Origin of the sequence: Shewanella frigidimarina NCIMB 400 (genome assembly GCF_000014705.1) — a bacterium.
GTDB lineage: Bacteria > Pseudomonadota > Gammaproteobacteria > Enterobacterales > Shewanellaceae > Shewanella > Shewanella frigidimarina.
In genome coordinates this window covers 4,808,192-4,827,346 of record NC_008345.1, presented here as the reverse complement: position 1 = coordinate 4,827,346, position 19,155 = coordinate 4,808,192, and the positions used below count along the sequence as shown (strand labels likewise).

Here is a 19,155-nt window from a genome sequence, read left to right as displayed (position 1 = left end):
AGAGTAGAGATGGCCAGCGCTAAAGAGATTAAAACCAAGATCGCGAGTGTTAAAAATACTCAGAAGATCACTTCCGCTATGGAAATGGTTGCCGCCAGCAAAATGCGCAGAGCGCAGGAACGCATGGCAGCGAGCCGTCCATATGCAGAAAATATGCGTAAGGTGATCGGTCACGTAGCGCAAGGTACTCTCGAGTATAAACACCCCTATTTAGAGGTGAGAGATGCCAAGCGGGTTGGTTACATTGTTGTAGCAACCGACCGTGGCCTTTGTGGTGGTTTGAACGTCAACCTCTTTAAAAAGGTTGTGTCAGACGTTAAAAAATGGAAAGAACAGGGTGCAGACGTTGAGTTTTGCCCAATTGGTGCCCGTTCTGTTCAGTTTTTTAAAAGCTTTGGTGGTGAAGTTTCCGCCCATGCATCAGGTTTAGGCGATGCGCCAAAACTTGCTGATTTGATTGGCACTGTACGTGTCATGTTAAAAGCTTACAACGAAGGTAAATTGGATCGTCTGTACATTGTGTTTAACAAATTTGTTAATACAATGACCCAGACTCCGGTGATCGAACAGCTGCTACCTTTACCTAAGTCAGATGAAGAAGTAGCTAGTTATCCTTGGGATTATATTTACGAGCCAGATCCAAAAGAGGTTTTGGACCTATTGTTAACTCGTTATGTAGAGTCACAAGTATATCAAGGTGTTGTTGAGAATATTGCCTCTGAACAAGCTGCCCGTATGGTAGCTATGAAGGCGGCAACAGACAACGCTGGCGAAATGATCGATGATTTGCAACTCGTCTATAACAAGGCCCGTCAGGCTGCGATTACGCAAGAACTGTCGGAAATTGTATCAGGCGCTGCAGCGGTTTAGGTTTAGGTAACGAAATCAAGTTTAGAGGATTAATCATGAGCACAGGTACTGTTGTCCAAGTAATTGGCGCGGTTGTGGACGTAGAGTTTCCACAAGATTCTGTACCTCGAGTATATGACGCTCTGAAGATCACTGGTGAAGGCGCCTGTAATGGTTTGGTGCTGGAAGTTCAGCAGCAACTAGGTGGTGGTGTAGTTCGTACCATCGCTATGGGTTCTTCTGATGGTCTGCGTCGTGGTCTAGAGGTAGCAAACTCAGGTTCACCAATTACTGTTCCGGTAGGGGTTGCAACCCTTGGCCGTATTATGAACGTATTGGGTGAGCCTATCGATGAAGCGGGTCCTATTGGTGAAGAAGAGCGTTATGTTATTCACCGTGCAGCCCCTTCATACGAAGATCAGTCAAATTCAACTGAGCTATTAGAGACAGGTATCAAGGTTATCGACCTTGTTTGTCCTTTCGCTAAAGGTGGTAAAGTCGGTCTGTTCGGTGGTGCTGGTGTTGGTAAAACAGTCAACATGATGGAACTGATTAACAACATCGCTAAAGCTCACTCTGGTCTTTCTGTTTTCGCTGGTGTTGGTGAGCGTACTCGTGAGGGTAACGACTTCTACTACGAGATGGAAGATTCAGGCGTATTAGACAAAGTAGCCATGGTTTATGGTCAGATGAACGAGCCTCCAGGTAACCGTTTACGCGTAGCGTTAACTGGCCTGAGTATCGCTGAAAAGTTCCGTGACGAAGGTCGTGACGTATTGTTGTTCGTGGACAACATTTACCGTTACACCCTAGCGGGTACTGAAGTGTCTGCACTATTAGGTCGTATGCCTTCTGCAGTAGGTTATCAGCCAACACTAGCTGAAGAGATGGGTGTTCTTCAAGAACGTATCACTTCAACTAAGTCTGGTTCGATTACTTCTGTACAAGCAGTATATGTACCTGCGGATGACTTAACTGATCCGTCACCAGCAACAACCTTCGCTCACTTAGATGCGACTGTTGTATTGTCTCGTCAAATTGCATCTTTGGGTATTTACCCAGCGGTTGACCCATTGGATTCGACTTCACGTCAGTTAGATCCACAGGTTGTTGGCCAAGAGCATTATGATGTTGCAAACGGTGTACAAACTGTATTACAGCGTTATAAAGAGCTGAAAGACATTATTGCTATCTTGGGTATGGATGAATTGTCAGATGATGACAAAACCATGGTATTCCGAGCACGTAAGATTGAGCGTTTCTTATCTCAACCTTTCTTCGTAGCAGAAGTCTTCACTGGTTCTCCTGGTAAGTACGTTTCTCTTAAAGACACCATCCGTGGCTTCAAGGGTATCTTGGATGGTGAGTTCGATCACATCCCAGAGCAAGCGTTCTACATGGTTGGCTCTATCGATGAAGCTGTCGAAAAAGCTAACAAAAAGAAATAACTAGGCCGTAAAGCTTAGTTCTTTAAGGAGAACTTGATGGCAGCCAAAACAGTCCAACTTGATATTGTTAGTGCAGAAAACAGCATCTTCCATGGCCAAGTTAGCTTTTTAGAAGTTAATGGTGCTGAAGGTGAGTTAGGTATTATGCCTAACCATGTTGCGTTACTGACAAAAATCAAGCCTGGTATGGCGCGCTTTATCAAGCAAGATGGCAGTGAAGAAGTGTTGTATTTATCAGGTGGTTTACTTGAAGTACAACCTACTGCAATTTCAGTGCTTGCTGATGTAGCATTACGTGCCGATGATATTGATGAAAAAGCTGCTTTAGAAGCCAAAGAACGTGCAGAGCAAGCAATTGCTAATGCCGGTACTGACTTCAATTATGAAGCTGCTACAATCGAGTTAGCCAAATCTTTGGCTCAATTACGTGTTGTTGAATGCATCAAGAAAAATATCACCAGATAATCTGATTATTTGACGCTTAAAAGGCGACTCTTACGAGTCGCCTTTTTTATTGCCTATTACTGACTAACTTAGCGCCTTTGTTTTCCCTTTGGTTGATATTCCGCTAAAATGACCGCAAATCTCTATCTGTTCAATAAAGGAATGCTCAATGTCGTTAAATGTTGTGATCTTAGCTGCAGGAAAAGGAACTCGGATGCGCTCAGATCTGCCTAAAGTGCTGCATCCCATTGCCCATAAAAGTATGGTGCAACACGTTATCGATACTGCCAATTCTTTAGGTTCATCGGCTATTCAGTTAGTGTATGGCTATGGTGCAGATAAATTACAAGCGGCTTTAGGTGAGCAAGCATTAAATTGGGTATTGCAAGCAGAACAACTCGGTACCGGCCATGCCGTTGCCCAAGCTAACCCAAATATTAACGACGACGACACGGTATTAATTCTTTATGGTGATGTGCCGCTAATTCAACAATCGACCTTAGAAGCTTTATTGGCTGTTCGTCCTACAAATGGTCTTGCTATCTTAACTGTCAATTTACCTAACCCTACCGGTTATGGTCGTATCGTTCGTGAACAGGGTAAAGTAGTCGGAATTATTGAACAAAAAGATGCTAACGCTGAGCAGTTAGCTATTAACGAAGTGAACACCGGCATTATGGCGGTACCAGGTAAGCAGTTAAAAGCATGGTTAAATCGTTTATCTAATAATAATGCTCAAGGCGAATACTATTTGACTGACATTATCGCCATGGCTAATGTTGATGGTGTTGAAATTACCACCTCACAACCACAATCAGCTATTGAAGTCGAAGGCGCTAATAACCGCGTACAACTTGCGCAATTAGAGCGAGCTTATCAAGCTCGAGCTGCTGAAAAAATGATGCTTGAAGGCGCTAATTTACGCGACCCTGCTCGTATTGATATTCGTGGCGACGTGTCTGTTGGTATGGACGTGATGATTGATGTTAACGTTATTTTTCAAGGTAAAGTAACCTTAGGTAATAACGTGACAATTGGAGCCGGCGCGATTTTGATTGATTGCGACATTGCCGATAATGCAGAAATTAAACCTTATACTATCGTTGAAGGCGCTAAGCTTGGACAAGCTGCCAGTGCTGGACCTTTTGCTCGTTTACGCCCAGGGGCAGAGCTTAAAGAAGATGCTCATATTGGTAACTTTGTTGAAATTAAAAAGAGCGTATTAGGTAAAGGTTCTAAAGCTGGTCACTTAGCCTATTTAGGCGATGCACAAATTGGTGCTGGGGTTAATATAGGTGCCGGTACGATTACCTGTAACTATGACGGTGCCAATAAGTTTATTACCACTATTGAAGATGGTGTATTCGTCGGTAGCGATACCCAACTTGTTGCACCTGTGACAATCGGTAAAAATGCTACTTTAGGTGCTGGTTCAACCATAACCAAAGATGTAGCAGAAAATGAACTGGTGATTACGCGCGTTAAACAGCGTCATATTACGGGTTGGCAACGGCCGATTAAAATTAAAAAGTAGATTTTTATACTGATTATTCTAAAGCGGCCATTGGTCGCTTTTTTATTGTCTTAAAGATTATGAATATTAAACTTACCAAATAAAATCACAAAAAGAGATAATTTAAGCTTAAATTCATTTTAGTATGTTGGCTCAATGCATTGGTTTCTATATATTTTTGATATATATCACAGTCAATTGTAAATATTAAAAAAGAAGTTTAAATGGAAACGCTTCTCATTTATATTACTCTCGTTTGTTGGAGTAGAGGTTTCATTGAGGAGTTGTAAATGGTATTTAAATATTCAGTTATAGGTTTAGCAGTTGGTTCAGCATTAATGACGATGCCGGTAATGGCTGAAGTATCTAGTGATACAAACATAGAACGTATTAATGTTGTGGGTCGAACTTTTAACGATTATAAAGTCGGTACAGCATCTGGTGCTATGCGCGGTGATATCGACCTAATGGATACCCCACAGTCAGTCAATGTTATCCCTGATTTTGTCACCGATGAACAATTGGCAACTAACCTTGCTGAAGTATTAGTGAATGATTCAAGTGTAACAGCAGGGACTACACGCTGGAACCGCCAGGTTTTCAGTATCCGTGGCTTTGAATTAGATTCTGGTAATGGTTATTTAATTAATGGCCACCAGCAATGGTCTCACTACATACAACCTATTGAAACTCTACAACAAGTTGAAGTGCTGAAAGGTCCTTCTAGTATGTTGTATGGCCAATCTGGTCCAGGTGGTTTGGTGAATATGGTCACCAAAAAGCCGACTTATGATTCTATGCTTAATGTAGGTGTCGACACTGATGGTTACGGCTCTACCCGTGCACAGATTGATGCTGGAGGCAGTTTAAATGATGCCCAAAGTATTCGATATCGTGGTGTGTTAGTAAAGCAAGACACAACATATTGGCGTGAATATTCAACCACAGAAGAAAACCAAGATCGTGATCGTTGGTTAGGTTATCTTAATATGGAATTTGATTTAACAGATGATGTATTGCTATCTGTTAAATACGATCACACTCAAGATAAAGCCAGTATTGATGCGGGTGGTTGGTTAGACTCTCAAGGTAATGTTATAGGCAATAATAAAACTATTTGGGATGCTCCTTGGGCCTTTACCGATAATACGGTTTCAAATTTAGGTGCAGATCTTACTTGGCATATTAGTGACGACTGGAAAATTAAAGCCGGTTATAACGATCAGCAATTCAATCGTCAACGTTTCGACTCTGCGCCACAATATACCACTGCTCCTTTTAGCAACGGTTACAGCATTAAACCATTTGATCGCTATGATGACTGGCAACATAAAACCGCTTATATCGATTTTACTGGCGAGTTTGATTTTGCAGGAGTTCAACACCAGTTATTGATAGGTGCAAACTATCTAGATTATTTATATCAACAACAGATCCAGCGTGGAACAAGCCAAACAGTTATTCCTGGGCAGCCAGTTATTAAGCCTGATCTTGATTATCATCTAAGTAGCAAAGGCGATCCGAGCGAATACAAATATTATGGTTTCTATTTACAAGATTTAATGACCGTAAACCAACATTGGAAGTTGCTTGCTGGTGTACGTTATGACGAGCAAAAGAAAGACGGCTTAGGTCAGAACAGTTATGCGGTATCGCCTAAGTTTGGGGCTATTTACTCGCCAATGGAACATGGCAGTATTTACGTTAACTATTCAAAAAGTTTTACTCCACAAGGTGCTGTTAATAATCAATTTGACGTTAACGATGAACTGGATTTAAAACCTGAATATGGTATTCAGTACGAAGTGGGTACCAAATGGGAACTGTTTGACGATAGCTTATTACTCACTGCGGCTGTATTTGATATCACTGTTGAGAATATTACAATATCTGAAGTATTACCGACTCCAATAGATTCCTATACTGATATCACTACCCAAGGTGGTGAGCAGAAACATCGTGGATTTGAAGTGGGCGCTCAAGGTCAGTTAAGTGACGATTGGTTCATGACATCTTCAATGATGTACCTTGATGCTGAATATCACACGGGTGATGAACGTGAAGGTAAAACACCTGTTGATGCGCCGGAATGGTCGGCTAATATCTGGACTCGCTATGAAATGACTGAATACTTTGCGATAAACTTTGGTGCTATCTATGTTGGTGAGCGTTTTGCCAACACCGATAACAGTATTAGTAAAGACGGTTATATCCGTTTCGATATTGGCGCAGCCTATACTATGGATGTTATGGGGAAAGACGTCAGTGTACGCGCCAATGTCAGAAATCTATTCGATACCGACTATATTGAAGGTGGTCAGTATAATATGGTCACCATTGGCCAAGATCGTAATTTCAGTGTTGCCGCCGAAGTTAAATTCTAATATTAACGAAGGTTTTATATTTTAAAAACTAACGTGTATTGATTAATCAATTAAAAGCCTCTGCATATGTCAGAGGCTTTTTTTGTACTTTTATTTCAATTTTTGAGCGATAAGATCTAGATAAAGTTTCATTTGATGCTAAAATATCTTTCGTTTCGAAACTTATATGAAAGATAGTTAATTTAAATGACTAAACGTAACACCCAACAACGTCGTCATTCGATCATTAAATTGGTTAATGAGCAAGGCGAAGTCAGTGTCGATGAGTTGGCGAATCTATTTGCCACTTCAGAAGTCACTATTCGCAAAGACTTAGCCATGCTTGAAACTCATGGACTATTATTACGACGTTATGGTGGTGCGGTGCCTGTACCTCAAGAAATGACCCAAATAGTCAGCGAAAACCTATCATTAAATAAACAAGCTATTGCCGCTAAAGCCGCTGAGCTGATCCGCGACCATAACCGGATCATCATCGACAGTGGTAGCACTACATCCGGAATTGTTCAGCAGCTTAATGACAAGCGTGGCTTGGTGGTGATGACTAATTCGCTGCAACTGGCAAACGCTATTCATGAACTTGAAAATGAACCTACATTATTGATGACCGGTGGCACCTGGGACCCACATTCGGAGTCTTTTCAGGGCCAAGTGGCAGAGCAAGTATTACGGTCATATAACTTCGACCAACTTTTTATCGGTGCCGATGGTATCGACCTCGATCGTGGCACCACCACATTTAACGAACTAACCGGCTTAAGTAAAGTAATGGCTGAAATGTCTCGTGAAGTCGTGGTGTTATTAGAGTCGACTAAAATTGGCCGACGGATCCCTAATCTAGAATTACCTTGGGATGTGGTTAATGTCTTAGTTACCGACGACAACATCACCCAAGAAGCCGTTAACACTATTGCAGCACATGGTGTCAGAGTAATCCTCGCACCATACGCTAAGTAAACAAAATTAAATTGAAACAGTAAAGGGAACAACAAACATGTGTGGAATCGTAGGCGCAGTGGCGCAAAGGGATGTTGCAGAAATTTTAGTAGAAGGCTTACGTCGTCTAGAATACCGTGGTTATGACTCAGCTGGTGTTGCTGTTATCCATCAAGGTGAGTTAAGCCGTACTCGCCGTGTTGGTAAAGTACAAGAGTTGTCATCGGCACTAGATGCTGCACCGTTAAGCGGCGGCACTGGTATTGCCCATACTCGTTGGGCAACTCATGGTGAGCCAAGCGAACGCAATGCACATCCACATTTATCTGAAGGTGATATTGCTGTTGTTCATAACGGTATTATTGAAAACCACAGCAAATTGCGCGAGATGCTAAAAGGTTTAGGTTACGTATTTTCATCTGACACAGACACCGAAGTTATTTGTCACCTTGTTCATCATGAACTAAAAACAGCTGCTACCTTATTAGTGGCAGTACAAGCGACAGTAAAACAGCTTGAAGGTGCCTACGGTACAGTTGTTATCGACCGTCGTGATAGCGAACGCATGGTTGTTGCCCGTAGCGGAAGCCCATTAGTCATTGGTTATGGTTTAGGTGAAAATTTTGTTGCCTCAGATCAATTAGCATTACTACCTGTAACACGTTCATTTGCCTTTTTAGAAGAAGGTGATGTTGCAGAAATTACGCGTCGCGAAGTTAACATTTTTGATATTAATGGCAATGCAGTTCAGCGCGAAATGAAAGAGTCGGAAGTGACTCATGATGCAGGTGACAAAGGCGAATACCGTCACTACATGTTAAAAGAGATTTACGAACAACCAACGGCAATTGCACATACTTTAGAAGGTCGTATTGCGGGTGGTAAGGTTTTAGATTCAGCTTTTGGTGAAAATGCCGCTGAATTTTTAAAAGACATTAAACATGTACAAATTATTGCCTGTGGTACCAGTTACCATGCTGGTATGGCTGCGCGTTACTGGTTAGAAGATTGGGCTGGCGTATCGTGTAATGTTGAAATTGCATCTGAGTTCCGTTACCGCAAGTCGCACCTGTTCCCAAATAGCTTGTTAGTGACTATTTCACAATCTGGTGAAACAGCAGATACGTTAGCTGCAATGCGCCTAGCAAAAGAAATGGGCTACAAAGCCACTTTAACTATTTGTAACTCAGCAGGTTCATCGTTAGTACGTGAATCTGACATGGCTTACATGATGAAAGCTGGCGTAGAAATTGGTGTTGCATCAACTAAAGCCTTTACTGTACAACTTGCTGGCTTGTTAATGTTAACAACAGTTATTGGTCGTCATAATGGCATGTCTAGCGACATGGAAGCCGCTATTACTCAAAGCTTGTTATCAATGCCAGCTAAAGTGGAACAAGCGCTTGGCTTAAATGATGCAATTGCAGAATTAGCAGAAGACTTTGCCGACAAGCAACATGCATTATTCTTAGGTCGTGGTGATCAATACCCAATCGCGATGGAAGGTGCATTAAAGCTAAAAGAGATTTCATATATTCACGCTGAAGCTTACGCATCTGGTGAGTTAAAGCACGGTCCATTAGCCTTGATTGATGCAGATATGCCAGTTATCGTGGTTGCACCGAACAATGAATTACTCGAAAAGCTTAAATCAAACGTTGAAGAAGTGCGTGCTCGTGGTGGACTAATGTATGTGTTTGCCGATGTTGATGCTGAGTTTGAGTCAGATGAGACTATGAAAGTCATTCCAGTGCCACACTGCGATGAGTTCATGGCACCGTTGATTTACACCATTCCATTACAATTATTGTCATATCATGTGGCATTAATTAAAGGTACCGACGTAGACCAACCTCGAAATTTGGCTAAATCGGTTACTGTTGAATAAGGTTCTGAATTTTTTACAAAAAGGCTTCTTTTGAAGCCTTTTTTATTGTCCGTTTTTTATACAAAAAGCATTATGGTATTTGGTTTTTATCTGCTAACTTGAAATAGGAGTTATATTATTTATTAACATGAGGTCGATAAGATGGATTTTATTGAACGAATAGATGTTTTAGCAAAACGAATTCCCCAAATAGCTGCCAGTTTATACACTGAGGAAGCAACCAAAAATGCGTTAATTATGCCATTTCTTCATACCGTGCTTGGTTATGATGTCTTTAACCCTAATGAAGTCATCCCTGAATTTACGGCTGATATAGCGACTAAAAAAGGCGAGAAAGTTGACTACGCTTTAGTTAAAGATGGTGAAGTACAAATTCTTATAGAATGTAAAAAATACGGTGAAAAGCTATCAATTAAGCATGCAGGACAATTATTTAGATATTTCTCTGTTACAAACTCTCGTTTAGCCATTCTGACTAACGGAACAGAATATCAATTTTTTACTGATTTAGATGCTCCTAACAAAATGGATGAAAAACCGTTTTTAACGTTAGATTTATTAAATATAGATGAGCATTTAATCCCTGAACTTAAGAAATTGACTAAGTCTTCATTTGATGTTGAATCCATAGTAAATGCTGCTGGAGAGTTAAAGTATTTAAATCAAATTAAAAAGCTATTAAACGAGCAGTTTAAAGACCCTGAAGAAGAGTTTATAAAGTTCTTTGCTGCAAGGACCTACGATGGTGTTCTTACCCCAAAAGTAAAACAGCAGTTTACTGAAATAACTAAAAAAGCATTAAGGCAATTTTTAAGTGACAGTATCAACGAAAGGTTAAAATCTGCCATTGGAGATGAACAAATCTCGAAAATAGAAGATGAGGAGAAGTGTCTTCTAGATGATGAAAAACCTAAAATAGTGACTACGAACGATGAAGTTGAAGGCTTTAATATTGTTAAAGCAATTTTAAGAAAAAATGTAGATGCGAGTCGAATTATTGCTAGAGATACCCAAAGCTATTTCGGGGTGTTATTGGATGATAACAACCGTAAACCTCTATGTCGTTTACACTTCAATGCTAAACAAAAGTATATTGGTTTATTTGATTCTGATAAAAATGAAATAAGATATCCAATTGAAACGTTAGATCAAATTTTCGATTTTAGTGATGAACTATTAAAAATGACAGCATACTACGAGTAAGTAATTAAAGGATGATTGATTTACCTTAAATGTGCTGGTAAGTTATTAAAAGTATTATAAATGTTGTATTAATAAAACATTTCTAGAGTGTTTTTCGATATTCTGCTAATACATGGTTAATTTTCATCAACAACAAGGAAGGTTCTGAATGGATTATTTTGTAGGCGCGTTAAAAAAGTATGCTGATTTCACTGGTCGAGCGCGAAGAAAAGAATATTGGATGTTTATACTTGTTTATACCATTATCAATATTGTCATAGCTGTACTTGGTTTAGAGACTATTTCAATGATAGTGAGTCTTGCGTTATTAGTTCCAAGTCTGAGTATTGCAGCTAGAAGGTTACATGACACAGGCCGTTCTGGCTGGTGGCAATTAATACTATTAATTCCACTCATTGGCTTAATCGTTCTGATTGTTTTCTTGGCCCAAGACAGCCATGATGCAAATGATTACGGTGTTAACCCTAAATTGGGTGTTCCAACATAAAACAGATCAAGATATCGTGATGCCGCTAATACTCATGTTGACTTAAACGCGTTTTGATTGTGTGGTAGGTATTAGCGGTACAAGGCGTCATTGAGCTGATCGCGATGTTTATAGAATCAAAAAGGGAACAGATACTGTTCCCTTTTTGATTAGATCCATTTAGCTGTTACCAAACGCGAGCAACGAGTCCTTTGAGGTAATAACCTTCTGGGAATGCGCTACTAATTGGGTGGTCGCTTGCTTGGTGCATGCGTTCAATAAATTGCACTTCACGCTTGGCATCAAGTGCAGCATCGGCAACCACTTTTTGGAATAGGTCTGACTGCATTAAGCCTGAACACGAGAACGTCAGTAATATTCCGCCTGGATTAAGTAATTGCATCGCAATCATATTGATGTCTTTATAACCGCGACATGCGCCATCGAGTTGTGACTTATTGTCGGCAAATTTAGGCGGGTCTAAGACAATAACATCAAAGGTTTTACCTTCATCTCGGTACTGGCGTAGTAATTTGAATACGTCAGCTTCGTTATAATTTACATGGTCATCATTAAGGTTGTTAATGGCCATATTATCGCGAGCAGTTTGCAGCGCTAAGGTTGATACATCGACGTTTTCAATACTCGCAGCGCCAGCTTTGGCAGCATACAAGCCAAAAGTACCGGTGTAACAGAAGCAGTTAAGCACTGATTTACCTTTGACAAAACGGGCTGCCATGGCACGGTTGTCACGTTGATCCAGATAGAAACCTGTTTTATGACCTTTAACAACATCGACGGCAATCTTAATACCATTTTCTTCGATGATCACGGGCATAGCAGGTAACTCCCCGTGCAGTAATCCTACTACAGGAACTAAGCCTTCTTTCTTTCTTGAGTCAACATCTGAACGCTCATAGACCGCGCAGTCCGGATATTGAAGAACCAGTTGCTCAACGATAGTATCGCGCCACTTTTCAGCACCAGTACTCAATAACTGACATACCAGAACATTGGCATAACGGTCTATGGTGATACCGGGTAAACCGTCCGATTCAGCGGCAATTAAGCGATAGCCCGTTAGACCTTGTTCGCGGATCAAATCATCACGACCCGCTTGGGCTCTTTTAATGCGTCGGGCGAAAAAATCGGCATCGATAGTTTCTTCTTTGTCGAAGGTCCATATCCGCACTTGGATTTGAGATTCTGGCGACCAGGCACCGCGTCCGAGCCAATGCCCGTCGTGCGCCACTACTTCAACAGTGTCACCAGCTTGCGGTTTTCCGCCATTGACGTTGTGAATTCCATTGGAAAATATCCAAGGGTGGCGACGCTCTAACGAACGTTCGCGGCCAGGTTTAAGTTTAATTCTGATAGCCATGGTATTGCCTAATGTAAAGTATAAAAGGGGTAAAAAGAGTTACCGCGCTCCCGATAACGATGGCATATAAACCTAATCGTAATTCATTATTTACTTGGGGGTAATGACTCAATAATTGAATGCATTAGCCTGGGGGCGACGAAGTGGGATCATAGCCTGTTTTGAGCCTAAAAACCTGACAAATAATTAAATGGTAAGCCTAGAGTTGTATGGTTAACGTCAATTCTGATGATTGAATTAATAATTATTGTTTATTCCATCATGTATTAACGGTTTTTTGTTGAGTTGGAGTGAGCTTAAAGGTTGATGCACAATCAAGTATGGCTACATATTTGTAATGATAGTGATGATCGACTGATTAACGAGATGCTTTTGCTCACAGCTAAAACAACCCAACAAGCATTCAGCGGCAACGATGCTAAGCGTTGCTGACCCCCAGTATTTGAACACACTGATTATTGGTACTAGATAGTGACAATGATACTTGATTAGGCAATGACATTACCACGCGAAAAAACCAGAATGTAGCCTTTAAAGGGCAGTGCTAAATAGTCGGTGTGTATTGGTTTAAAATGGCTGCTGATAAAACCGAACTCTGCTAATTTTACACTGAGTTTATTTTTTCGGCCTCGGCCTGGGTCTACGATAATGACGTCACATTTTTCACTGGCATGGTTTTTAATAAAATAAGCCAATAACTGCACATGCTCATCTTCGTACAATAAATCACTGCCGATGATGACATCAAAGAGTCCCAGCTTGCTGGTATCATTGGCCCAATCTACTCGCTCAAAAGCAATGTTTTTACCATTGTTGAGTTTTGTGTTTCGATTAAGGAACTGCTCAACTTCTGGGTGATAGTCGGTTGCGGTTATATCGGCATGTTTTTCGTTAAGAAGTAAGCTTGATAGCGCTATTCCACAGCCTATTTCTAGAATTCTTTTACCTTCGGTTTTGTAATCCAACATATAGTTAGCCAGCACTAAACTTGATGGCCATACAATGCCAAAAATAGGCCAGCTCGCAGAGGATATTCCGAGTTTTTCAGCTATGCCTGTAGGGTCATAAAATTCTTGATTATTACGTAAAGTACATAGATGAACATCTATGTCACCAAATTCAACTGTTTGGTAGCTTAAGCGTAGAGCTGTCATTGGGCCGTCTCAAAAATTGAGCGCTCAGCCAGCTATCGAGGACAAATAAATGACAAAACGAAGAGGTTTTAGTTAGGTTATAGCAGTTCGTTAGAAAGGCAATGTATTTAACTAACGGTCAGGTTTTATTCGACTCATATTTTTGTTAAAAGCATCATAGTATTGTATTTTTAACTACGCTTTGGAATTCAATTGGACTACTGATCTATTCAAACATTAATTCCTTCATAACGGAAGAAACCAACGTAAACAGCTTGATTTTCCTCATTATTGCACCAGATTGGCACCTCTATAGTTTCTTCAAAAAAACCATTTATATCAATTCAGAATATAATTCAGGCCCGTCATCAGTTTGAACATTTTTTATCAATGATTGTTTCTGTTGTGATATTTAACTGTAATTTTAGCTTATTAAATATGTGACATACGCATCATAAACTTAATGATAATGGTTTGCATTAACATATTCGTTATGTATAATTCACGAAAATTTACATTTATTTACACAGCTTCAAGATTGTTCACATTATCTAATTGGGATGGAATATGAAAAAAACGTTAATTGCTGCAACACTATTTAGTCTTTTGGCTAGTAATCAAGCTATGGCTTCTGACGAAACAACGGAACTACGCCAGATTATTGAGCAGCAGCAGAAAGTGCTTAAAGATCTTGAAAAGCGTCTTGAGCAAACTGAAAAGCGTGTAGAAACTACTGCAGATGTAGTAGAAGCAACTGCATCAAGCAAGTCGGCAACCACTATTGGTGGTTATGGTGAATTACACTATAACAACATTAGCAATAACCAAACGGGTACCGACAAGAAAGAATTCGACTTCCACCGTTTCGTTTTATTTGTAGGTCACGAGTTTAACAGCACTACTCGTTTTTTCTCTGAACTAGAAGTTGAGCACTCAATTGCCGGTGAGAGTAAAAAAGGCGAAGTTGAGTTAGAGCAAGCTTATATCGAGCACGACTTTAATGAGATGCTTACCGCTAAAGCAGGTTTATTTTTAATGCCAGTGGGTATTATCAACGAAACTCACGAACCAACAGTATTTTACGGTGTTGAGCGTAACCCAGTAGAAAAAGACATTATTCCTGCAACATGGTGGGAAGGTGGTTTAAACCTTAATATTAAAGCGGCTCCAGGTTTAGCGTTTGACACTGCAGTGACATCTGGTTTGTATTTGGATGAAAGCTCAGGCTATAAAATCCGTAACGGTCGTCAAAAAGTATCTGAAGCAAAAGGCGAAGATTTAGCTTATACCGGTCGTGTAAAATACACTGCAGTACCGGGTTTAGAATTAGCTGCCACGGTTCAGTACCAGTCTGACTTAACTCAAGGTACTGCTGGTGTTGATAGCGCTTCTGCTACATTGTTAACCGCACACGCTATTTACAGCATTGAAAACTTTACTGTTAAGGCTTTATTCGCCCAGTGGGATATTGATGGTAAAGAAGCTGAAGCATTAGGTCGCGATAAGCAAAATGGTTTCTATATTGAGCCTTCTTACCGCATTAATGAACAGTTTGGTGTGTTTGCTCGTTATAACGAGTGGGACAACAATGCCGGTGATAGCGCTGACACCAAGAAAAAACAAACCAACGTGGGTGTTAACTACTGGTTACACGAAAACGTAGTGTTTAAAGCTGATTACGAAAACATTGGTGGAGCTGCAGATTCAGACGGTTTCAACCTAGGTGTTGGTTACCAGTTCTAATTGCTGAGCATTCAGTAAAAAGACACTCCGATAAAACAGATTATCGGTAAAATTATGGGTGCCAACAGTGTATATTGTCGGCACCCTTATTTTTACTCTTGGCTAAGGATTGATATGCAGGCAATATTACGATCATATTTGATGCTATTTATGATGGGATTAGCTGTTTATTCGTCGGCGTTTAGTGCTGTAGCAACACAGTATCAGTCAAATGACGCCTTTATTAACCAAGCATTTAATGGCAATGCTGGCGAGTCTAAAGTGTTGTGGTTAGACGATGATCTAAAGCAAGCCATAGAAGCTATTTTAGCCCATCGTTTTAATAAAATGCGTATGCGCTACTGGCAACACAATGATGAAACCGTTTGGATAATGGACGAAATAGGCAAAGAGTCGCCGATTACGGTCGCTATTCATATTAAAGACCATCAAATTGTGCGGACTAAAGTGTTGGTTTATCGTGAAAGTCGCGGTGACGAGGTTCGTCATGATTTTTTTACAGACCAATTTAAGCTGGCCAAGTTAGATGATCAACATCAGCTTGATAAGCATATAGACGGGATTACTGGTGCGACATTATCAGTAAGAGCGTTAACTAAGTTATCGCGCATTGCATTATTACTTCATGCGCATGTGGTGCACTAAGCCACGTTTCAATTCAAGCGGATCATTTCAAGCAGGTTAGTGTGACTAAAACATCTCGACGTAACCGTTTTAGACTTAAGATTTTGCGAGCCCTTCGTCCTTGGCATCGTCGCTTAGGATTAGTGAGTGCATTGTTTATCTTATTGTTAGTGCTTACAGGCGTAGCAATAAACCACAGCGATGATTTTGGTTTAGACCAAACACCAGTTACCCAGTCGTGGTTGCTTGATTATTATGGTATTGCTGCACCTTCTCATGTTGCTCAGTTTGGTATTGCACCGTCTGCATTATATATTACCGATAATTTGTTGTGGCAAAACCAACATATGATTTTAGAGGCAAATACGACCTTAATCAGTGCCAGCTATGTCGATAACATGCTGGTGGCCATAGATGCACAGCAATTGTATTTGTTTAATGATCTTGGTCAATTGCAAGAAACTCAAAATGCCAGCACAGGTCTTCCATCTGGTTTGTTAGCGCTAGCGATTGTAGATGGGCGGGTGTGGTTAAATACCGACAATGGCGTTTATCAAGCCGACGAACAACTCATCGATTGGCAAGCTATTGCGCCGTTAACAACGCCAGTCACTTGGCTGAGTGAAAGTGAAGTTGTGGACAAAGAGGTTGTTAATCTTGCTCGCAGTGCTAATTTGCATTGGCAACGTGTGATACTCGATTTACATAGTGGACGTTTATTTGGTCATTTAACGGTTTGGTTGTGGGACTTATTTGCGCTAGCATTGTTAATGGTATCTCTCAGCGGTTTTTGGATTTGGTTAAAACAAAAACCACCGAGATAGTCTATTCAATAACTATGTTTAGCGTTCAAATTGCTCAACTGTGTCGGTTAGCTTGTCAGCTAAATTACTCAACAAATTACCAGCCTCGCTAATTTGATGATTACCCTCAGAAACTGACTCACCTAATAGCGTGAAATCTTGCACTTTAAGTTTAACGGTATTCGCTTGCTGCTGTGAAGCTTGTGCTAACATGGCAGATTCTTGACTGACGGTAGCAAGAGACAAAATAAGTTGGCGGCTCTGTTCAAGCGTTATCACTAACTGATTTGCTAATGATACTGAGTGTTGTGCTTTTTGTTGGTTTGATGCCATATTGTCGACCGCAGATTGAATTGAATCGACAATATTGGCCAGCATTGTATTTATTTCTACTGTTGAATTATGCGTGCGTAAGGCTAGCGTTCTAACTTCATCAGCAACAACCGCAAAACCTCTTCCGGTTTCACCAGCTCTAGCCGCTTCAATGGCTGCATTCAATGATAATAAATTTGTTTGTGAGGCAATATCGGCAATGGTTTTAACCACTGTCGCTACTTGTTTACCTGAATTTTGCAGTGTTAGTAACATACTGGCGGTTGTTTCAATGTCTTGAGCCAGTACGCTAATGCTGTCTGCTGTTTGTTTAACTTCTTTTTGCCCTTCAACCATACTTTGCGCACCTTGCTGAGCAGAGTCTGAAGCACTTTGCGAGTGTTCGACACTTTGCTCCATTTGTTGCTCAAGTTGCGACATTACATCCACTAAACTCACAATAGTGTGTTGAAGCTCATCCACAGATGCTGATGATTTACCTGTAGTGTTACTTAATTGGGCAACGGTTTGGCTAATACTGGCGATGGCATCATGTACTTCATTCATCCCTAAACGGAATACGTTAATTAGGCCATTAATACTGGTGGCCACATTACTAATTTCAACGATACATTCATCAGATAATTTAGCTTTCAAATTACGATTTTGGGCAATGCGGGTGAGGTCGTTTGATAGTTGCTGAATCGGCGTAGCAATTTGTTTTTGTGCTGCTAAGTAAGCCCCAGCAGCCACAACCAACATGAGCCCGACTAATACAAAAATTAGCATAGTATTATGGCCAAGTTCATTTTGAATGTTCATCGCATTAAGGTTGGCTTGAGTTGAGATCTCCTCAGCAAGAACATCTAGACGATCTTTGAGCTCGTTAGCACTGTTATTTAATGTGCTTAAATGATTACGGGCATTGTCCCAATCTACCGATGATTTGCTCATGGTGTTTTCAAGTGCCGATAACGCGGCGTTAAGCGCGTCAATTTGTGGCATTAATTGGGTAGATGTTACGGTATTTAATTGTTGATATTGCTCGTTAAGGCTTTTTTCTAGTTTAACTTTATTCAGGCTAAATTCTGTAACATCGATAGTTGTGCCATATAAAGAATAACCCATTAATACTAATTCTTTGGCAAGGCTTTGCACCCTTGTAATGCTGTTAAGCGCTGGTAATGTGCCATCAACAAACCCACCGACTTCTTGTTTTACGGTTTGGTTACTGTTATTGAGTAAAACAGCAGCCACTAGGGTCATTAATAAAATAGCTGCATAGCCTAGTAGAATACGAGCTTTGATAGTATTAAAAGCGTTAAACATGGGTTAATACCTTAATCGGGTCATTTTTTGATCTCATTGTTACTAAGACCGGATACAAGAGAAGTTATGTTCATTTTATTCTAATGTTAAACATATCGGCACAGTATTAACATTCTTGATTAGGAATCGTTAAATTATGCTAGTTGCGTTTATTGTGAATATAAGCTGATTAGTGGCCAAAAGGACTATCGACTCTAATTTGTACATACTCGTGTCAATAATAGCCTAGTGTTGTGCTTATATCTTGGCGAGCATGATTAATTATTCTATTGATAGATTGTCTTAATAACGTTGAAACAGATAAACAATAGCTTGAACAGATGCATAATCGCGATTACAAATTCAAATTAACCATACATGTTATTGGTTGTAGTCTGCATCTGCATTTGTTTGATAGTCAGTGCTGGTGATAAGGATATTGGAAGGTGGCGTTCATGTTGTTTCAACACTGCATGGTGGTAATCCTGCAGTGGCAAGTCATCAAATCTTCGTTAATTACGATATTAACTTTTGATGTTTTGTATTTGAGAGCTTTACAATATTAGCATTAGGTCTAATCGTAGTTCAGTCGTCTAAATATATGCAGCTTGTACAGTGTGGTCTGTATGCTTACCTGTTTAACTATGCAGGTTATTCGCAAACAGTCCTATTGAGTTATAAGGTCAATACGTATTAGGCTGGCAAATCTTGCCGCTTACG

The 19,155-nt window shown here is 40.3% G+C and carries 15 protein-coding genes; 12 read left to right on the top strand and 3 right to left on the bottom strand.

The window, feature by feature from the left end; all coding sequences use genetic code 11:
- Positions 1-9: 9 nt before the first annotated feature.
- The 9 genes from atpG to SFRI_RS20770 all read left to right on the top strand — a co-directional run bounded on the left by atpG (position 10) and on the right by SFRI_RS20770 (position 11,152).
- Positions 10-870 (top strand): F0F1 ATP synthase subunit gamma, encoded by an 861-nt coding sequence (atpG, locus tag SFRI_RS20810; protein ID WP_011639451.1) that lies wholly within the window; start codon positions 10-12, stop codon positions 868-870.
- 35 nt (positions 871-905) lie between these two features.
- Positions 906-2,297 carry a F0F1 ATP synthase subunit beta gene (atpD, locus tag SFRI_RS20805; protein WP_011639450.1) on the top strand — a complete coding sequence of 464 codons (1,392 nt, stop codon included), beginning with the start codon at positions 906-908 and terminating at the stop codon, positions 2,295-2,297.
- 36 nt (positions 2,298-2,333) lie between these two features.
- Positions 2,334-2,762 (top strand): F0F1 ATP synthase subunit epsilon, encoded by a 429-nt coding sequence (locus SFRI_RS20800; RefSeq protein ID WP_011639449.1) that lies wholly within the window; start codon positions 2,334-2,336, stop codon positions 2,760-2,762.
- Positions 2,763-2,910: 148 nt separating this feature from the next.
- Complete coding sequence (gene glmU, locus SFRI_RS20795) at positions 2,911-4,275, top strand: bifunctional UDP-N-acetylglucosamine diphosphorylase/glucosamine-1-phosphate N-acetyltransferase GlmU (protein ID WP_011639448.1); 1,365 nt, start codon at positions 2,911-2,913, stop codon at positions 4,273-4,275.
- 269 nt (positions 4,276-4,544) lie between these two features.
- Positions 4,545-6,638, top strand: coding sequence for a TonB-dependent receptor (locus SFRI_RS20790; protein WP_011639447.1), 2,094 nt, complete (start codon positions 4,545-4,547; stop codon positions 6,636-6,638).
- A gap of 186 nt (positions 6,639-6,824) precedes the next feature.
- Positions 6,825-7,595 carry a DeoR/GlpR family DNA-binding transcription regulator gene (locus tag SFRI_RS20785; protein ID WP_011639446.1) on the top strand — a complete coding sequence of 257 codons (771 nt, stop codon included), beginning with the start codon at positions 6,825-6,827 and terminating at the stop codon, positions 7,593-7,595.
- A 37-nt stretch (positions 7,596-7,632) separates the two neighbouring features.
- On the top strand, positions 7,633-9,462 hold the full coding sequence (gene glmS / locus SFRI_RS20780; RefSeq protein WP_011639445.1) for a glutamine--fructose-6-phosphate transaminase (isomerizing): 1,830 nt from the start codon (positions 7,633-7,635) through the stop codon (positions 9,460-9,462).
- Between the two features lie 141 nt (positions 9,463-9,603).
- Positions 9,604-10,665 (top strand): type I restriction endonuclease, encoded by a 1,062-nt coding sequence (locus SFRI_RS20775; RefSeq protein WP_011639444.1) that lies wholly within the window; start codon positions 9,604-9,606, stop codon positions 10,663-10,665.
- A 148-nt stretch (positions 10,666-10,813) separates the two neighbouring features.
- Positions 10,814-11,152, top strand: coding sequence for a DUF805 domain-containing protein (locus tag SFRI_RS20770; RefSeq protein WP_011639443.1), 339 nt, complete (start codon positions 10,814-10,816; stop codon positions 11,150-11,152).
- A 166-nt stretch (positions 11,153-11,318) separates the two neighbouring features.
- On the opposite strand, the gene SFRI_RS20765 is transcribed toward SFRI_RS20770, so the two are convergent.
- Together SFRI_RS20765 and SFRI_RS20760 are read right to left on the bottom strand one after the other, a co-directional pair.
- Complete coding sequence (locus SFRI_RS20765) at positions 11,319-12,512, bottom strand: class I SAM-dependent rRNA methyltransferase (RefSeq protein WP_011639442.1); 1,194 nt, start codon at positions 12,510-12,512, stop codon at positions 11,319-11,321.
- 488 nt (positions 12,513-13,000) lie between these two features.
- Positions 13,001-13,666: a class I SAM-dependent methyltransferase gene (locus SFRI_RS20760; RefSeq protein WP_011639441.1), complete on the bottom strand. Its 666-nt coding sequence runs from the start codon at positions 13,664-13,666 to the stop codon at positions 13,001-13,003.
- Between the two features lie 546 nt (positions 13,667-14,212).
- On the opposite strand from SFRI_RS20760, the gene SFRI_RS20755 reads away from it, so the two are divergent.
- From SFRI_RS20755 to SFRI_RS20745, 3 genes are all read left to right on the top strand, one after another.
- The gene (locus tag SFRI_RS20755) at positions 14,213-15,388 is read left to right on the top strand and encodes a porin (protein ID WP_011639440.1); all 1,176 of its coding nucleotides are present in this window, start codon (positions 14,213-14,215) and stop codon (positions 15,386-15,388) included.
- Between the two features lie 114 nt (positions 15,389-15,502).
- A complete protein-coding gene (locus SFRI_RS20750) occupies positions 15,503-16,033 on the top strand; it encodes an FMN-binding protein (RefSeq protein ID WP_011639439.1) in 531 nt (176 codons plus the stop codon).
- Entirely contained in the window at positions 15,991-16,836 is an 846-nt protein-coding gene (locus SFRI_RS20745) for a PepSY-associated TM helix domain-containing protein (RefSeq protein WP_341853340.1), read from the top strand. The genes SFRI_RS20750 and SFRI_RS20745 overlap by 43 nt, the downstream gene beginning before the upstream one ends.
- Before the next feature lie 18 nt (positions 16,837-16,854).
- Here the strand turns inward: SFRI_RS20745 and SFRI_RS20740 are convergent, their stop codons facing one another.
- Positions 16,855-18,456 carry a methyl-accepting chemotaxis protein gene (locus tag SFRI_RS20740; RefSeq protein WP_011639437.1) on the bottom strand — a complete coding sequence of 534 codons (1,602 nt, stop codon included), beginning with the start codon at positions 18,454-18,456 and terminating at the stop codon, positions 16,855-16,857.
- Positions 18,457-19,155 lie beyond the last annotated feature (699 nt).

What these genes read in the sequence shown, in the direction of transcription:
- SFRI_RS20785 (WP_011639446.1), top strand. Translation starts at nt 6,825, where the DNA reads ATGACTAAACGTAACACCCAACAACGTCGTCATTCGATCATTAAATTG.
- SFRI_RS20740 (WP_011639437.1), bottom strand. Translation starts at nt 18,456, where the DNA reads ATGTTTAACGCTTTTAATACTATCAAAGCTCGTATTCTACTAGGCTAT.
- SFRI_RS20750 (WP_011639439.1), top strand. Translation starts at nt 15,503, where the DNA reads ATGCAGGCAATATTACGATCATATTTGATGCTATTTATGATGGGATTA.
- glmU (WP_011639448.1), top strand. Translation starts at nt 2,911, where the DNA reads ATGTCGTTAAATGTTGTGATCTTAGCTGCAGGAAAAGGAACTCGGATG.
- SFRI_RS20755 (WP_011639440.1), top strand. Translation starts at nt 14,213, where the DNA reads ATGAAAAAAACGTTAATTGCTGCAACACTATTTAGTCTTTTGGCTAGT.
- SFRI_RS20775 (WP_011639444.1), top strand. Translation starts at nt 9,604, where the DNA reads ATGGATTTTATTGAACGAATAGATGTTTTAGCAAAACGAATTCCCCAA.
- atpG (WP_011639451.1), top strand. Translation starts at nt 10, where the DNA reads ATGGCCAGCGCTAAAGAGATTAAAACCAAGATCGCGAGTGTTAAAAAT.
- SFRI_RS20800 (WP_011639449.1), top strand. Translation starts at nt 2,334, where the DNA reads ATGGCAGCCAAAACAGTCCAACTTGATATTGTTAGTGCAGAAAACAGC.
- SFRI_RS20790 (WP_011639447.1), top strand. Translation starts at nt 4,545, where the DNA reads ATGGTATTTAAATATTCAGTTATAGGTTTAGCAGTTGGTTCAGCATTA.
- SFRI_RS20770 (WP_011639443.1), top strand. Translation starts at nt 10,814, where the DNA reads ATGGATTATTTTGTAGGCGCGTTAAAAAAGTATGCTGATTTCACTGGT.
- glmS (WP_011639445.1), top strand. Translation starts at nt 7,633, where the DNA reads ATGTGTGGAATCGTAGGCGCAGTGGCGCAAAGGGATGTTGCAGAAATT.
- atpD (WP_011639450.1), top strand. Translation starts at nt 906, where the DNA reads ATGAGCACAGGTACTGTTGTCCAAGTAATTGGCGCGGTTGTGGACGTA.
- SFRI_RS20765 (WP_011639442.1), bottom strand. Translation starts at nt 12,512, where the DNA reads ATGGCTATCAGAATTAAACTTAAACCTGGCCGCGAACGTTCGTTAGAG.
- SFRI_RS20760 (WP_011639441.1), bottom strand. Translation starts at nt 13,666, where the DNA reads ATGACAGCTCTACGCTTAAGCTACCAAACAGTTGAATTTGGTGACATA.